The sequence below is a fragment of the Mesorhizobium sp. M0028 genome, assembly GCF_040323855.1.
Taxonomy (GTDB): Bacteria; Pseudomonadota; Alphaproteobacteria; order Rhizobiales; family Rhizobiaceae; genus Mesorhizobium.
This window is the reverse complement of record NZ_JAMYVG010000018.1, coordinates 51,143-66,751: the sequence shown is the minus strand read 5'-3', so window position 1 is coordinate 66,751 and position 15,609 is coordinate 51,143. Positions and strand designations below refer to the sequence as shown.

Below are 15,609 nucleotides of genomic sequence, written 5' to 3'. Positions count from 1 at the left end.
GGCCGGGCTCAGGCTTCGAGCCAGCACTTCGCGAGAGCATATCCGTTCATCAACTCCTGATGCGGATCATCCACCCAGCCGGTAACCTTGGCGCCCGTCGCGTCGATGAACTGATTGAACATCGGCAGGATCAGGCCGCCCTCGTCGCGCACCATCACAGCCATGTCGTGGTACATTGCCTTGCGCTTGGCCTCGTCGAGCTCGGCGCGAGCCGCCAGCACCATCTTGTCGAAATCCGGACGCTTGAACCGTGTGTCGTTCCAGTCGGCCGTCGACAGATAGGCAGTCGAGTACATCTGGTCCTGCGTCGACCGGCCGCCCCAGTAGGAGGCGCAGAAGGGCTGCTTGTTCCAGACTTCCGACCAGTAGCCGTCGCCCGGTTCGCGCTTGATCTCCAGCTTGATGCCGGCCTTGGCCGCGCTTTGCTGGAACAGCTGTGCGGCATCGACGGCACCGGGGAAGGCGACGTCCGACGTCCGGAGCAGGACGGCACCGTCATGGCCCGACTTCTTGTAGTGGAACTTGGCCTTGTCGGGATCGTATTTGCGCTGCTCGATCTCGGTGAATAGCGGGTACGATGCATTGATCGGGAAGTCGTTGCCGAGCGAGCCATAGCCACGCAGCACCTTGTTCAGCATCTCCTCGCGGTCGATCGCCAGCTTCAGCGCCATGCGCAAATCGTTGTTGTCGAACGGCGCGGTGTTGCAGTGCATGATGAAGACGTAGTGGCCGGGTCCCGAATGGTTGCGGATGGTGACGCCGGGCACACGCTTGATCAGGTCAACGATCTTCGGCTCGACGCGGTTGATCATGTGGACCTGGCCGCCCTGCAGGGCCGCCGTACGCGCCGTGGCGTCGTTGATGACGATGATCTCGATCTGGTCGGCATGGCCCATCTTGTCGCCCTGCCAGTAGTTGGCGAAGCGCTCGCCGCCATGGCGCACGCCGGGCTCGTTGGTGGTGACCTTGTAAGGACCCGCCGAGATGCCGGCATCGGCCTTGTCCTTGCCGCCGTTCGGCTGGATGATCAGGTGATAGTCGCTAAGCAGATAGGGAAGATCGGCATTCGGCTCCTTCAGCGTCAACACCACTTCCTTGCCGCTGGCCTTGATGCTCTCGATGCCTTTCATATAGCCGAGCGCGCCGGATTTCGACTTCTCGTCCGAATGGCGTTCGAGGGTGGCGGCCACGTCCTCTGCAGTCACTTTCTTGCCGTTGTGGAACTCGACGCCGTCGCGGATCTTCAGCGTCCAGGTCTTGGCGTCGTCCGACGAGCCGATCTCCTCGGCAATGCGGTTCTCGAGCTTGCCTTCGGGAGACAGCTCGACGATCAGTTCGCCCCACATCTTGCCGAAGGCGAACGGCACCTGCGTCATGAACAGCGCCGGATCGAGGCTGTTGGTGGATTCGCCACCGACGAGGCCGGCCTTGAGCGTGCCGCCCTTGACCGGACCCGCCGCGCGGGAAGCGCTGGAAAGCAGCGAATTGGCGAAGGTTGCGGTGACGCCGAGCGCTGCCGCCCGGCCGAGAAAATCGCGACGGCTCAGCTTGCCGGACGCAACGCGCCGGCTCAGATATTCCAGTTCGTTCGACATGTTGAGTTCCTCACTCTGTTGGTCCGACCTTATGGTCGTTTTTTCTCATTTCAATCGGGAGAATAATGACCGTAAGGGAAAGGGGTAAGCAAGACCGAATGCGACATGCCGTGGCGTAAATCGTGCGTCGCAATTGGACCAATCGCTATAAGTGCTCAAAGCAGTACCCGCGGGATATTCTCCTCGAAGTCGCGCTCGAAGACCAGTTTCTCGCCTTCATAGGCTTCAATTCTGGCGCTAACCATGAAGCTTTGCGCGTCGGAGCGCATTTCGGCGAAGGTTTCGGTGCGCACCGACCATTCATTTCGCGACAGCGTCTGGGTCCAATGCGTCTTGCCCAAGGCTGACAGCGGATCGTCAGGATGGATCGCCCACGTCTCTCTCGCGATGCTGCCATTGGCAAGGCTGTGTTCCAGGTCGCGCACCTCACCGAAATCGTCGACGATGGAAAGCGTGATCATTCCGGTCTTTTCGTCGCGATCGACATGACGCTCGGAATTGGCGGCGCGGACCGTTTCGGTTGCCCAGGGCGTGGCGCCTTCGGGGGCGGGGAAGGTGACCTCGTCGCCTGTCGCCGGCGGGCGCAGCGGCAGCATCAATGTCGCGGCCGACAATTCCAGCCGGACCGGCTCCGGCGACGGCCAGATCATCGGCCAATAGCTGTTGGAAATGGCCACACGCAAGCGGTGACCGGCCGGCACGCGATAGGCGCATTGGTCGAGCACCACCCGGGCGTTGACGATTTCGCCGGGCACCAGCGCTTCGGGAAATTCGTGCGAGTTGCGATGCGTCAGGTTGAGCACGCCGTAGGAGATCAGCTCCGACGCTCCGTCCGGATGGACGTCGCACAGCCGAACCGCGATGTTCGCCTGGCGCCGGTCCGCCGAGCCCCTGACCGCAACTTCGGGAGCACCGACGATGTCGATCGCTTCGTTCAGCACCGGCTGGTCGAAACACACCGACAGCGCATCGTCGGGGCGCTGGTCACCCGGCAGTTCCGGTCCAAAGGTGAAGGGGAAATATTCGCCACCGGCAAGGCCGCAGCTTTGCGGCGAAGTGACGATAGCGTGGTTGCCTTCAGCGATAAGCTCAACCTCTTGCGTCTTGATGTTGGGTGACGGCCATTCCGTTTCAGCGACCCAGCGGCCCGGCCGCTCGGGATGCCAGCGCGCCGGACGCACGCTGTCCATCACATAGGCGCGGTAGGCCGGGTCGGCCTCTACGCCGGTGTCGAGGTCCTTCAGCCAGCGGTCCCACCAGCGCAACGCCTCCTGCAGGAAGCCGATGCGCGGTTCGGGCGCGGCGTAATGCGGGTATTTGTGGATCCACGGGCCGACGATGCCCTTGACCGGCGCCTCGATATTGGCGGCGAGATGGGAAATCGTATTGCGATAACCGTCATGCCAGCCGCCGATCGACAGCACCGCGGCATGAATGGCGGAATAGTCCTCGCAGATCGAGCCGCGCTTCCAATAGGCGTCGCGATGCTGGTGCTTCAACCACAGCGGCGCCAGGAAGGGCTGGTTCTCCAGCCGGGTCAGCCACAGCTCGCGCCATCTGTTGTCGCCGGCCAGCAACGGATCCGGCGGCCGCGACGAATAGGACAGCATGGTCGAAGCCCAGCCGAAATTCTCGATCAGCAGGCAGCCGCCCTTGTAGTGGATGTCGTCGGCGTAGCGGTCGACTGTCGAACAGAGACTGATAACCGCCTTCAGCGCCGCCGGCTGCTTGGCTGCTACCTGCAGGCAGTTGAAGCCGCCCCACGAAATGCCCATCATGCCGACATTGCCGTTGCACCAGGGCTGCGCCGCCGCCCAGGCTATGACGTCGCAAGCGTCCTGCAATTCCTGCTCGGAATATTCATCGTCCATCAGCCCTTCGGAATCGCCGTTGCCGCGCATGTCGACGCGGATCGAGGCGTAGCCGTGGCCTGCGAAATAGGGATGCGTCAGCTGATCACGATAGATCGTGCCGTCGCGCTTGCGATAGGGCAGATGTTCGAGGATTGCCGGCACCGGATCGTCGGCGGCATCGGCCGGCATCCACACCCGCGCCGACAGCCGGCAGCCGTCCGGCATGACGATCCCCATATCCGGAAATTCGACGATCTTTCGTGGGAATTCAGTGACGATTTTCATGCCGGCAGACTCCAGGAGCGCCAGATGATGGAGTCCGCAGGATGTCGTCGTGGGCCAGCCAACGAATTCGGCTGGTCAATCCGCGTCAATTCAACGGGATGTCGTTTTCGGCCTTGCTCGCCTGGTAAGCGCCGGACAGTTCGTCGTAGATTGCAGAGATGGCGCTGATCCGCGCCTCCAGCCGCTCGCGCTCAGGCCCCGACAGCGATCGTACCAGTCTGCGGATCGAAAAGCTCTTCCAATAGGCATTCTCGGCATTGTAGCCGCCGGGATCGAGGGTGAAGACCTCTTTCAGGATCTTCAAATCGTGCGGGATAGCGAAACTGTCGCGCGAATCCTCGTGGCTGAACAGATAGTAGAAATTGTCGAAGCCGGTCCAGGTGATCGCCGACAGGCAGAGCGAGCAAGGTTCGTGCGTGGCGAGAAAGATGGCATCCGCGGTGTCGACGCGCTCGGCCTTCGGCATTTCGTAGAAGCGCTTCAGGCAATGCACCTCGCCGTGCCACAGCGGGTTTTCCGTCTCATTGTTGGTTTCGGCAAGCACCAGCGAGCTGTCGTCCTTGCGCAGGATCGCCGCGCCGAACAACTTGTTGCCATGCGCGACACCCTTCGCCGTCTTCGGCACGATGTCGTGCTCTATGACGTCGAGCAGGCGGTCGATCAGCGAAATGTCAGCCATCACCGGCTCCCATCGGGAAGATGAATCTCATAAGCGTGCGAGAAGTGGCACTCTTCGAGGTTGGAGCCGTCGCCGCCCCGGTCGACGACCAGGAAGTCCTGGGGCTCGCCGATCGGCGTCAGCACGCCGTGCCACAAATTGCGCGGATAGTTGACGCCTTGCCCGGGCGCGGTGATGAACGCATGCGGCTCGCCCGGGCCTTCCTCGCCGTCATGGCAGACGATGACCAGGAACGGCCGTGGTGACAGCGGAATGAAGGCCTGGCTGCCAAACGGATGGCGCTCGACCATGGTAAGCTTCAACGGCAGCTCATAGGGCGTGCCACGCACCATCGAGATCAGCACGTGCGCATTCGGCCCTCGTGCTTCAGCGGTGGCGAGATCGTGATAGCGCTCGGCCTTGCCGCCATTGATCGGATAATGGTTGTCGCCGCCCATATCGATGACGTCGCCGAATTCGGCGAAATTCTCGCGGGTCAGCGGCCGCGCGACGATGCGGATCACCGCGCGCGACCCTCGATGCCCACACCGCCGAGCTTGGCGTGGCGGTTCACGTCCTTGTAGAGGAGGTAGCGGAATTTGCCTGGCCCGCCGGCATAACAAGCCTGCGGGCAGAAGGCGCGCAGCCACATATAGTCGCCGGCCTCGACTTCGACCCAGTCCTGGTTGAGACGGTAGACCGCCTTGCCCTCCAGCACATAAAGCCCGTGCTCCATGACATGCGTCTCGGCGAAGGGAATGACCGCGCCCGGCTCGAGCGTCACGATGGTGACATGCATGTCGTGGCGGATGTCTTCAGGATCGACGAAGCGCGTTGTTGCCCAGCGGCCTTCGGTACCTGGCATCGGCGTCGGTACGATATCCTGTTCGTTGGCGAAGAACGCTTGCGGCAGCTCGATGCCGTCGACCGCATCGTAAGCCTTTCGGATCCAGTGGAAGCGGACGGCAGCGCCGCTTTCGTTGCGCACCGTCCACCCGCTCGCTGGCGGCAGAAACGCGAACCCGCCCGGCCTGAGCACATGCTTCTTTCCGGCTAGCGACACGCTCAGCTCGCCTTCAACCACGAATATCGCGCCCTCGGCATCATCATCCGGTTCTGGCCGGTCGCTGCCGCCGCCGGGCGCGAGCTCGACGATGTATTGCGAAAACGTCTCGGCAAAACCCGACAGCGGCCGCGACAGCACCCAGACCCGTGTCCCATCCCAGAACGGCAAGGCGCTGGTGACGATGTCCTGCATCACGCCTTTGGGGATTACGGCATAGGCCTGTGTGAACACGGCGCGTCCGGTCAGCAATTCACTCTGGCCGGGATGTCCGCCCTGCGGCGCATAATAGGTTCGCTCGGCCATTTTCATCATATCCATAAATTCAAGCCTGTTGCGGAAGCCAGGGCCCATCGCGGCAGCCAAAGCCTATTGTGGAAGCATGTCCTTGAGACGAAGCAGCGCGATGCGCTCGACCTGTCTGCAGGCGGTTTCGAATTCGACATCGCGGCTGTTGCCGATACGCGTTTCGAACTCGGCCAGGATGTCCTCCTTGGTCTTGCCCTTCACCGCAATGATGAACGGGAAACCGAAACCGGTGACGTAGGCGGCATTGAGCTTTGCGAACAGCTCGCGCTCGTTGTCGGTCAGCGCGTCTAGCCCGGCCGAAGCCTGTTCCCTGGAGGATTCCGCGGTTAGCCGCTTGGCCTGCGCCAGTTTTCCGGCAAGGTCGGGGTGGGCATTGAGCACGGAAAGCCGCTCGGCCTCGCTGGCCGCGCGAAAGACGCGGCAGAGCGCGTTGTGCAGGCCGCCGGCACTGTCATGCGCCGGGCCGAGTTCCAACTCGTAGGCGCGCTCGGCAATCCACGGCGAATGTTCGAAGACGCCGCCGAATGCGTGGACGAAGGCCTCGAATTCCATTTTCGACGGGCGCAATGCCGGCAACCGGAACGGATGCGTCTCCTGCCAATGTTTTGCAATGTCGATGCGCCGTGCCAGCCAGACCTTGTCGTGTGATTTGACGTAGTCGATGAAGCGCTTCAGTGCCGCGACCCGGCCCGGCCGCCCAACCAGGCGGCAGTGCAGGCCGATATTCATCATGCGCGGCCGCCCTGCCTTGCCCTCGGCATAGAGCGTGTCGAAACTATCCCTGAGATAGGCAAAGAACTGGTCGCCGGAGTTGAAGCCCTGCGGCGTGGCAAAGCGCATGTCGTTGGCGTCGAGCGTATAGGGGATGACCAGCTGCGGCTTCGCCGACCCGTTCGGTGTCACATGCTCGAACCAGTAGGGCAGTTCGTCGTCATAGGTGTCCGACACATAGTCGAAGCCGCCTTCTTCCGCCGCCAGACGCACCGTGTTGATCGACGTGCGGCCGGTGTACCAGCCGGTCGGCCGCGCGCCTGTCACCTCATAATGCAGCCGTATCGCCGCTTCCATGTCGCGGCGCTCGTCTTCTGGCGCGTGGTCGCGGTAGTCGATCCATTTCAGCCCGTGCGAGGCGATCTCCCAGCCGGCCTCCTGCATCGCTGCGACCTGGTCGGGCGAGCGCGCCAGGGCCGTGGCGACGCCGTAGCAGGTGACCGGCACCTGTGCTGCGCTGAACAGGCGCAGCAATCGCCAGAAGCCGGCGCGGGCGCCGTATTCGTAGATCGATTCCATGTTCCAGTGGCGCTGGCCGGGCCAGGGCGCGGCGCCGACGATCTCCGACAGGAAAGCCTCCGAGGCCTTGTCGCCGTGCAGGACGCAATTCTCGCCGCCCTCTTCGTAATTGACGACGAACTGGACCGCGACATGCGCCCCGCCGGGCCATTTTGGATCCGGCGGATTGGCTCCGTAGCCGCGCATGTCTCGTTCGTAACGCATTCTCGCTCCTGCCGGAAATTGTGATCAGGATAGTCGAAAGGAGTGCCTGCGCATTCCCCCGAAATTTTTGAAAGTGTTTTTGTCGCGCTCCGCTCGACCGGGACTTATGCATCGCCTTTAATTGGCGCACAATTCATGAATAGTGTTCGACTGTGCAGGGAATGGAGCAGCCAGTGGCGGAAACGTCGAAAGCCGAAGGCGGGCGCCTGACGACCCATGTCCTCGACACCGCGGCCGGCAAACCGGCGGCCGGTCTGTCGATTGAGCTCTATCATCTTGACGGCCAGGCCCGGACGCATCTGAAAACGGTCGTCACCAATGATGACGGCCGTTGCGATGCTCCGTTGCTTGCCGGCGCGGAGTTCCGTACCGGCGAATACGAATTGGTCTTTGCGGCCGGCGATTATCTGCGCCGGCAGGGGACAAAACTGCCGGAACCGGCCTTCCTCGACCATGTGCCCATCCGCTTCGGTATGGCCGAGCCGATGCACTATCATGTGCCGCTGCTTCTGTCGCCGTACGGCTATTCGACCTACCGGGGAAGCTGAGATGGCCGGGATCAAGACACGCAACGAAATCCGGTTCATCCTCAATGGCGAGGACGTCGCGCTCGGCACGGTTGCACCCGACCAGACACTGCTCGACTGGCTGCGGCTCGACCGCTCGCTGCGCGGCACCAAGGAAGGTTGCGCCGAGGGCGACTGCGGCGCCTGCACGGTGCTGGTCGGCAGGCTCTCCGGTGGAACACTGGTCTATGAAAGCGTCAATGCCTGTATCCGCTTCCTTGGCTCGCTAGACGGCACGCATGTCGTGACCATCGAGCATCTGCGCGGCGACGCAGGAAAACTGCACCCCGTGCAGCAGGCGATGATCGATTTCCACGGCTCGCAATGCGGCTTCTGCACGCCGGGTTTCGTCATGTCGCTTTATGCGCTGTGGATGCGGTCGCCGGAGCCGTCGGACGCCGCCATCGAAAAGGCACTGCAAGGCAATCTCTGCCGCTGCACCGGCTACGAGGCGATCATGCGCGCCGCACGTGCCATCTCCAGCTACGGCAAGGCGGCAAAGGATCCGTTGGCGGCCGAGCGCAAGGCAGTCACGGCCAAGCTCGACGCGATGAAGGACGGTTCGCGCATTGAGATCGGCTCCGGCAACAAGCGGCTGATCGTGCCGGCCAATGCCGACGATCTCGCCAGCGTGCTGGTCGAGGAGCCGGGCGCCACTATCGTCGCCGGTTCGACCGATGTCGGCCTTTGGGTGACCAAGCACATGCGCGATATTTCGCCGGCGGTTTTCATCGGCAATCTCGATGGTCTGTGCGGGATGTCCGAGGACAAGGGCGTCATCTCGATCGGCGCCGGTGTCACCTATAGCGAAGCCTTCTCGACGCTGGCAAAATGCATCCCGGCGCTAGGCCCGCTGTTCGACCGCATCGGCGGCGATCAGGTGCGCAACATGGGCACCATCGGCGGCAATATCGCTAACGGTTCGCCGATTGGCGACACGCCGCCGCCGCTGATCGCACTCGGTGCCCGCATGACGCTGCGTCGCGGCCACAAGCGGCGGACGATCCCACTCGAAGATTTTTTCATCGCCTATGGCCGACAGGACCGGCAGCCCGGCGAATTCGTCGAGGCCGTGCATGTTCCGCTGCCGGGCAGCGAGACGAAATTTGCCGTCTACAAGATCACCAAGCGCCGCGACGAAGACATCACCGCAGCGCTAGGCGCGTTTTTCCTGACGCTGGCCGCGGACGGCACGGTGGCGGAGATACGCATCGCCTATGGCGGCATGGCGGCAACGCCGAAGCGCGCCTTTGGCGTAGAAAAGGCATTGCTTCGCAAGCCCTGGACGGAAGCGACGGTCGAGGCGGCGATGGCCGCGTACGCCGGCGATTTCACCCCGCTGACCGACATGCGGGCAAGCGCCGAATACCGGGCGCTGGCGGCGCGCAACCTGCTGCTGCGCTTCTTTGCCGAAACCATGGGCACCCGGGCGCCGATCCAGGTATCACGGCACGAGGCGGCATGATGAACAAGCACGCCACTCCGAACTTGAAGGCGCAAAAAATCGCCGGCGGCGTCGCCACCGATCAGCGCCATGATTCCGCGCACAAGCATGTCAGTGGCACGGCCGTCTATATCGACGACATGCCGGAACCGGCCGGCACGCTGCACGGCTGTCTTGGGCTTTCGGCGGCGACGCATGCCACCGTCACCAGCATGGACCTGTCGGGGGTCCGCGCCGCACCCGGCGTCATCGACGTGCTGACGGCGAGCGACGTGCCCGGCGAAAACGATATTTCGCCGACCGGCCGCCACGACGAGCCGGTGCTTGCCGACGGCAAGGTGCAATTCTTCGGCCAGCCGATCTTCTGCGTCATCGCCGAAACCCGCGAGCAGGCGCGCCGGGCGACGAGGCTGGCCAAGGTCGAATACAAGGAATTGCCGTTCGTCGCCGATATTGGCGAGCTCGATCCCCGGAAAGACAAGCTGGTCACGCCGCCGCTGACCCTGAAGCGCGGTGATGCAGCGGCTGCGATCAAGGCAGCGCCACGCCGGCTGAAAGGGCAGATGCGCATCGGCGGCCAGGAGCATTTCTATCTCGAGGGTCATATCGCCTTGGCCATCCCTGGCGAGGACCACGACGTCACCATCTATTCCTCGACCCAGCACCCGAGCGAAATCCAGCACATGGTCAGCCATACGCTCGGTGTTCCGAGCCACGCGGTGACGGTGGAAATCCGCCGGATGGGGGGCGCTTTCGGCGGCAAGGAAACGCAAGGCAATCAGTTTGCGGCATTGGCCGCTATCGCCGCGAAGAAACATCATCGGGCCGTGAAAATCCGGCCCGACCGCGACGACGACATGATCGCCACCGGCAAACGCCACGATTTCCTCGTCGACTACGAGGTCGGCTTCGACGATGAGGGCAATATTCTCGGCGTAGATTTCATGTTCGCGGCGCGCTGCGGCTTCTCGGCCGACCTCTCCGGCCCGGTCACCGACCGCGCGCTGTTCCATTGCGACAACACCTATTTCTGGCCGGCGGTGCACGCGCAATCGGCGCCGCTCTACACCAATACGGTATCGAACACCGCCTTTCGCGGCTTCGGCGGCCCGCAAGGCATGGTCGGCGCCGAGCGCGTCATCGACGAAGTCGCGTTTGCCGTCGGCAAGGACCCGCTCGAAATCCGCAAGAAGAATTTCTACGGCACCAGCGACCGCAACATCACGCCCTACCACCAGACGGTCGAGGACAACATCATCCACCGCATCGTCGCCGAGCTGGAGGCGAGTTCCGACTATGCAAGGCGCCGCCGCACCATCGATGCTTTCAATGCCAACAGCCGCTTCATCAAGCGGGGACTGGCGCTGACGCCGGTCAAGTTTGGCATCTCGTTCACCGCCACCCATTACAACCAGGCCGGCGCGCTGGTGCATGTCTATACCGATGGTTCAGTGCACCTGAACCACGGCGGCACCGAGATGGGGCAGGGCCTCTATGTCAAGGTGGCGCAGGTTGTGGCGGAAGAGTTCCAGATCGACCTCGATCAGGTCAAGATCACCGCGACGACGACCGGCAAGGTGCCGAACACCTCGGCCACTGCCGCGTCTTCCGGCTCCGACCTCAACGGCATGGCGGCGCAGAACGCCGCCCGCCAGATCAAGGACCGGCTGACCAATTTCGCCGCCGAGAAATTCCAGGTGCCGCGCGACCAGGTGCTGTTCCTGCCAAACCGGGTGCGCATCGGTAACCAGGAGATCGCCTTCGCCGATCTCGTCAGGCAGGCCTATATGGCGCGCATCCAGCTTTCGGCGGCTGGCTTTTACAAGACGCCGAAAATCCATTGGGACCGCGACAAGGGCGAGGGTCGCCCCTTCTATTATTTCGCCTATGGCGCGGCTTGCTCGGAAGTTTCGGTCGACACGCTGACCGGCGAATATGTCGTCGAGCGCACCGATATTCTGCACGAAACCGGGCGTTCGCTGAACCGCGCCATCGACCTCGGCCAGATCGAGGGCGGCTTCATCCAGGGCATGGGCTGGCTGACCACGGAGGAACTGTGGTGGGACGACAAGGGGCGGCTGCGCACCCATGCGCCGTCGACCTACAAGATCCCGCTCGCTTCGGACCGGCCGAAGATTTTCAACATCACGTTGGCCGACTGGGCGGAAGCAGGCGAGCCGACGGTGCACCGCTCCAAGGCGGTCGGCGAGCCGCCCTTTCCGCTCGCAATGTCGGTGCTGCATGCGCTGTCGGATGCGGTGGCGAGCGTTGCTGGCCACAAGATCTGCCCGCGCCTTGACCCGCCTGCCACGCCGGAACGGGTGCTGATGGCGATCGAACGGCTGAAGCGAGAAGCCAGGACCGGCACTTGAATCCCGGAAAACGTGCAATTCAGGCCGAAAAACTCTATATTTCCCAACAGGGAACGCGAATGATGAACGCGAAAATGCAGAGCCTGAAAGCCTTTCTTGCCGGTGCCTGCCGGGTCGCCTTGGTTGAGGTGGCCGGGACAAAAGGCTCGACGCCGCGCGAGAGGGGTGCCTTCATGCTCGTCTCAGGATCGGCCACTTTCGGCACGATCGGCGGCGGCCAGCTCGAATATATGGCGATCGACAAAGCGCGGCAGATGCTTGGTCGATCGGCCTCAGGTTCTGGCGAATCTGTCGAGGCTGGCGCCGCCCCTCATCCGCCTGCCGGCCCCTTCTCCCCGTATAGTTACGGGGAGAAGGGGGCTGGCCGCAACGCTGTCGCGACGCTCGACGTCGCGCTCGGCCCGGAGATCGGGCAGTGCTGCGGCGGCAGGGTCGAGGTGCTGATCCGGCTGGTTGACGCCGCGCTTGAGGCCAAGTTGGTCGGGGCGGCGGAAGCCGAGGAGGCGCAGCTGCCGCATGTCTACATCTTCGGCGGCGGCCATGTCGGCCATGCGCTGGCCTCGGCGGTGGCTTTGCTGCCGGTGCATGTCGTCATTGCCGAGACGCGAGCCGAAGCGCTGGAGGGCATGCCAGACACGGTCGAAACCTGTTTGACGCCGATGCCTGAGGCGATGGTGCGCGAAGCCCCGGCTGGATCCGCCTTCGTCGTCCTTACCCATGACCACGCGCTGGATTTCCTGATCGTCGCCGAGGCGCTGAAACGCCGGGATGCCGCCTATGTCGGCATGATAGGCTCCAGAACCAAGAAGGCGACGTTTCGGAACTGGTTCCTTAAGTCGGCGGACGGAAGCGAGGCGGAATTTGACCGCCTCGTCTCGCCGATCGGCGGCGATGCCGTCAAGGACAAGCGCCCGCAAGTGATCGCCGCACTCGCCGCAGCCGAGATCATGACGGCGTTGGCCGCCCACGCGATAGAACCGGCAGCTCCGTCCAAAGCACGTCGTGGCAAGGCGATGGCGGGCTGACGTTTCCTTCTATTCCTGTTCCTGCGTGTGTGCCTCGAGGAACCACAGCAATTTGTCGAGCGAGCGTGAATAGGCGGTGAAGATGTCGGCGGTGTCGGCGTCGCCCGCTCCCGCCGCTTCGTCGATCGCCGCGCGTGCCCGCTTGGCGGTCGCGGCATAGCGGTCGATCAGCGCCGCCAGATGATCTCGGGTCTTGTGGATGTCGGTCGGATAGGCCTCGAGCATAGTCGCCTTCGACACCTCCTGCGATGTGCCGAGCGCCGTGCCGCCGAGCTGTACGGCGCGCTCGGCAATGGTGTCGACATGTCCGTCGATCTCCTCGCGGAACGTGTCGAGCATCTCATGGATGGCGATGAATTGCGGCCCCTTGACGTTCCAGTGCGCCTGCTTGGTGATCAAGGCCAGATCTATGGCGTCGGCGAGGCGGGCGTTGAGAAGATCGATACACTCTTTCTTGGCATTGGATTGCAGGTCGTTGCGGGTGGCGATGGCATCCATGATCGGCTCCTGTGGCGGTTGCGTCCGCGTGGTTTGAAGAGGGCGAAGGTTGTGGAAGGTCAATCGAACATGCGCGCAGACGCCCTCATCGCCGCGGCACAGCATCCCAAAACGGCGATCTCCGACTTTCGTTCCGCTCGTCGTTTACGCTGGCCTTTTCAAGCCCAGATGGTCGCGCAGCGTGCTGCCGTCATAATCCGTACGGAACAGACCGCGCCGCTGCAGCTCCGGCACGACAAGCGTGGCAAAGGCATCGAGTTCGCCGGGAAAATAGGATGGCATCAGGTTGAAACCGTCTGCCGCGCCGCCCTCGAAGCGTGCTGCGAGCTGGTCGGCGATCTGGGCCGGAGTTCCGACGACGCGCCAATGGCCGCGCGCGCCGGCGAAATGACGGGCAAGCTGGCGAATGGACAGGTTGTCGCGGCGCGATTGCTCGATGACGAGCGCCTGCCGGCTCTGCATGCCTTCGCTGGCCGGCAGCTGCGGCAGCGGTCCGTCGATGGGATAGCGCGAGAGATCGGATATGCTGAGATAGCTGGAAAGCAGCGCAACGCCGACATCGTCCGGTATCAGCTCCTGCAGTTCATCATGTTTTGCCCGGGCTTCCGCTTCGCTTGCCGCGACGACCGGCGCCACCCCAGGCATGATCTTGAGGTCGTCCGGCTTGCGCCCATAGGCAGCCAGCCGTCCCTTGAGGTCGTCGTAGAAGGCCTTCGCTTCCTCGAATGTCTGCGCCGCCGTAAAGACCACGTCGGCGGTCCGGGCGGCGAGGTCACGACCCTCGTCCGACGCTCCCGCTTGCACCATGACCGGTGCACCTTGTGGCGAGCGCGGCAGATCGAGCGGGTCACGCACCGAAAAACTTCTGCCTTCGTGTCCACCCTGGCCTCGCCAAAGGCCGGCAACCACGGCAGCGAATTCGCGCGCCCGCCCGTAACGGTCCGCATGCGGGCGCAGACCGGTCGAGCCGAAATTGGCGGCCTCGATCTGGCTGGCCGAAGTGACAAGGTTCCAGCCGGCACGCCCGCCGCTCAGATGGTCGAGCGACAGGAAGGTCCGCGCCAGCCCGTAAGGCTCGTTGTAACTCGTCGATGCCGTGGAGACGAGGCCGATGCGCTCCGTCTGCACCGCGAGCGCCGCAAGCAGGCTGATCGGCTCGAAGCCAATCGAGCGCGACGTTTGGCTGGCGATGTCGACATTGGCCTCGCGCACACCGGCGGCGTCCTCGCAGAAGATCATGTCGAACTTCGCCGCTTCCGCCGTCCGCGCCAGCTGGATGTAATGATCGATGTCGATGCCAGCCGTGACATGCGCCTGCGGATGGCGCCAGGCGGCGATGTGGTGGCCTGTCGCCCATAGGAAGGCGCCGAGCTTCATCTGGCCTCGACCGGCGCTCATTGCCGATCCTCCCCTGCAAGCCCGAGATGGGCCCGCAGTGTCGCCGCGCTGTAGCCGGACCGGACAAGGCCGCGGCGGCGAAGCTCCGGCAGCACGAGACCGATGAAATCGTCGAGCGCCGACGTGAGCGGCACGGCGATGTTGAAACCGTCGCAGGCTTTCGAGCGAAAGCACTCTTCGAGCCTATCCGCAAACATATCCGGCATGGCGGCCATCTCGCCATCCGTGACAACATTCATCAGCACCTTCAGCCCCTCCGGCCTGCGCCCGAAGGCAAGCGCACGGCGCTTCAGATCGTCAGCCCAGTCGATCGATCGCTGGTCTAGCAGGACAACATCGGCGGTGCGGGCGGCGATATCCATGTCGGGCTCGGACAGGCCGGACATGACCAGCACCGGCGTGTCCTGCGGCGACCGCGCCACGTTGAGCGGCCCGCGCACAGAAAAATATTCGCCCCTGTGGTCGAGAAGGTGCATCTTCTCGGGATCGAAGAAGCGGCCGCCACTTTTGTCGAACAGAAGCGCGTCTGCGTCCCAGCCTTTCCACAAGCCTTGCACGATGCCGACGAATTCCTCGGCGCGCAGGCGGAATGCGTCGCCGGAAAACCCTTCCGGTCGGCTGAAATTGGCCGCCTCGCGCGGGTCGGGCATCATGCTGGCGTTCCAGCCGGCGCGGCCATGGCTGATAATGTCGAGCGAAGCGAAACGGCGCGCGAGATTATAGGGCTGGTGGGCGACCATTGACGCCGCGGCGATGAGACCGATCCTGCTTGTCACCGTCGCCAGCGCTGCCAGCAAGGTCGTTGCTTCGAAGCGCATTTGCCGGTTCGGTCCGCCTGCAACCGGCGCGGAATCGGCGAGCAACACCATATCCAGGCCGGCCGCTTCGGCTTTTTGCACGGACCGCGTCAGCAGACTGAAATCCGGAACGACGTCGGACGGAGAGGAGGGAGCAGTTTCCGGAGCTAGTGAAACGGCTAGATGCATTGTGGCGCCGCTGGCCATCGGTCTTCCCTGGTGAGTGAGATTCCATAAGAAATATCTTCGCCG

General features: G+C 63.4%; 13 protein-coding genes. 4 read left to right on the top strand and 9 right to left on the bottom strand.

The window, feature by feature from the left end; all coding sequences use genetic code 11:
• Nucleotides 1-8 precede the first annotated feature (8 nt).
• The 6 genes from NKJ93_RS25575 to puuE form a co-directional block, all read right to left on the bottom strand.
• Nucleotides 9-1,595, bottom strand: a complete 1,587-nt coding sequence (locus tag NKJ93_RS25575) for an ABC transporter substrate-binding protein (protein WP_352484366.1) — start codon at nt 1,593-1,595, stop codon at nt 9-11.
• Between the two features lie 155 nt (nt 1,596-1,750).
• Nucleotides 1,751-3,733 (bottom strand): CocE/NonD family hydrolase, encoded by a 1,983-nt coding sequence (locus NKJ93_RS25570; RefSeq protein WP_352484367.1) that lies wholly within the window; start codon nt 3,731-3,733, stop codon nt 1,751-1,753.
• 85 nt (nt 3,734-3,818) lie between these two features.
• Nucleotides 3,819-4,412 carry a nucleoside deaminase gene (locus tag NKJ93_RS25565; protein WP_023718083.1) on the bottom strand — a complete coding sequence of 198 codons (594 nt, stop codon included), beginning with the start codon at nt 4,410-4,412 and terminating at the stop codon, nt 3,819-3,821.
• Entirely contained in the window at nt 4,412-4,915 is a 504-nt protein-coding gene (locus tag NKJ93_RS25560; protein WP_023718082.1) for an ureidoglycolate lyase, read from the bottom strand. Before NKJ93_RS25560 ends, NKJ93_RS25565 begins: the two co-directional genes overlap by 1 nt.
• The gene (locus NKJ93_RS25555; RefSeq protein ID WP_023718081.1) at nt 4,912-5,760 is read right to left on the bottom strand and encodes a bifunctional allantoicase/(S)-ureidoglycine aminohydrolase; all 849 of its coding nucleotides are present in this window, start codon (nt 5,758-5,760) and stop codon (nt 4,912-4,914) included. Before NKJ93_RS25555 ends, NKJ93_RS25560 begins: the two co-directional genes overlap by 4 nt.
• A gap of 63 nt (nt 5,761-5,823) precedes the next feature.
• The gene (puuE, locus tag NKJ93_RS25550) at nt 5,824-7,257 is read right to left on the bottom strand and encodes an allantoinase PuuE (protein ID WP_023718080.1); all 1,434 of its coding nucleotides are present in this window, start codon (nt 7,255-7,257) and stop codon (nt 5,824-5,826) included.
• Nucleotides 7,258-7,430: 173 nt separating this feature from the next.
• Here puuE and uraH point away from each other — a divergent pair, with 173 nt between their 5' ends.
• The 4 genes from uraH to xdhC all read left to right on the top strand — a co-directional run bounded on the left by uraH (nt 7,431) and on the right by xdhC (nt 12,664).
• Complete coding sequence (uraH, locus tag NKJ93_RS25545; RefSeq protein ID WP_023676223.1) at nt 7,431-7,805, top strand: hydroxyisourate hydrolase; 375 nt, start codon at nt 7,431-7,433, stop codon at nt 7,803-7,805.
• A 1-nt stretch (nt 7,806) separates the two neighbouring features.
• Nucleotides 7,807-9,288, top strand: coding sequence for a xanthine dehydrogenase small subunit (gene xdhA / locus NKJ93_RS25540; protein WP_352547949.1), 1,482 nt, complete (start codon nt 7,807-7,809; stop codon nt 9,286-9,288).
• The gene (gene xdhB / locus NKJ93_RS25535; protein ID WP_352548005.1) at nt 9,288-11,639 is read left to right on the top strand and encodes a xanthine dehydrogenase molybdopterin binding subunit; all 2,352 of its coding nucleotides are present in this window, start codon (nt 9,288-9,290) and stop codon (nt 11,637-11,639) included. Before xdhA ends, xdhB begins: the two co-directional genes overlap by 1 nt.
• A 62-nt stretch (nt 11,640-11,701) precedes the next feature.
• Complete coding sequence (gene xdhC / locus NKJ93_RS25530) at nt 11,702-12,664, top strand: xanthine dehydrogenase accessory protein XdhC (protein ID WP_352591869.1); 963 nt, start codon at nt 11,702-11,704, stop codon at nt 12,662-12,664.
• 9 nt (nt 12,665-12,673) lie between these two features.
• Here the strand turns inward: xdhC and dps are convergent, their stop codons facing one another.
• The 3 genes from dps to NKJ93_RS25515 form a co-directional block, all read right to left on the bottom strand.
• Entirely contained in the window at nt 12,674-13,162 is a 489-nt protein-coding gene (gene dps / locus NKJ93_RS25525; RefSeq protein ID WP_023718076.1) for a DNA starvation/stationary phase protection protein Dps, read from the bottom strand.
• A gap of 144 nt (nt 13,163-13,306) precedes the next feature.
• Nucleotides 13,307-14,560 (bottom strand): LLM class flavin-dependent oxidoreductase, encoded by a 1,254-nt coding sequence (locus NKJ93_RS25520; RefSeq protein WP_023718075.1) that lies wholly within the window; start codon nt 14,558-14,560, stop codon nt 13,307-13,309.
• The gene (locus NKJ93_RS25515) at nt 14,557-15,564 is read right to left on the bottom strand and encodes an LLM class flavin-dependent oxidoreductase (RefSeq protein WP_031193704.1); all 1,008 of its coding nucleotides are present in this window, start codon (nt 15,562-15,564) and stop codon (nt 14,557-14,559) included. The genes NKJ93_RS25520 and NKJ93_RS25515 overlap by 4 nt, the downstream gene beginning before the upstream one ends.
• Between the last annotated feature and the right edge of the window lie 45 nt (nt 15,565-15,609).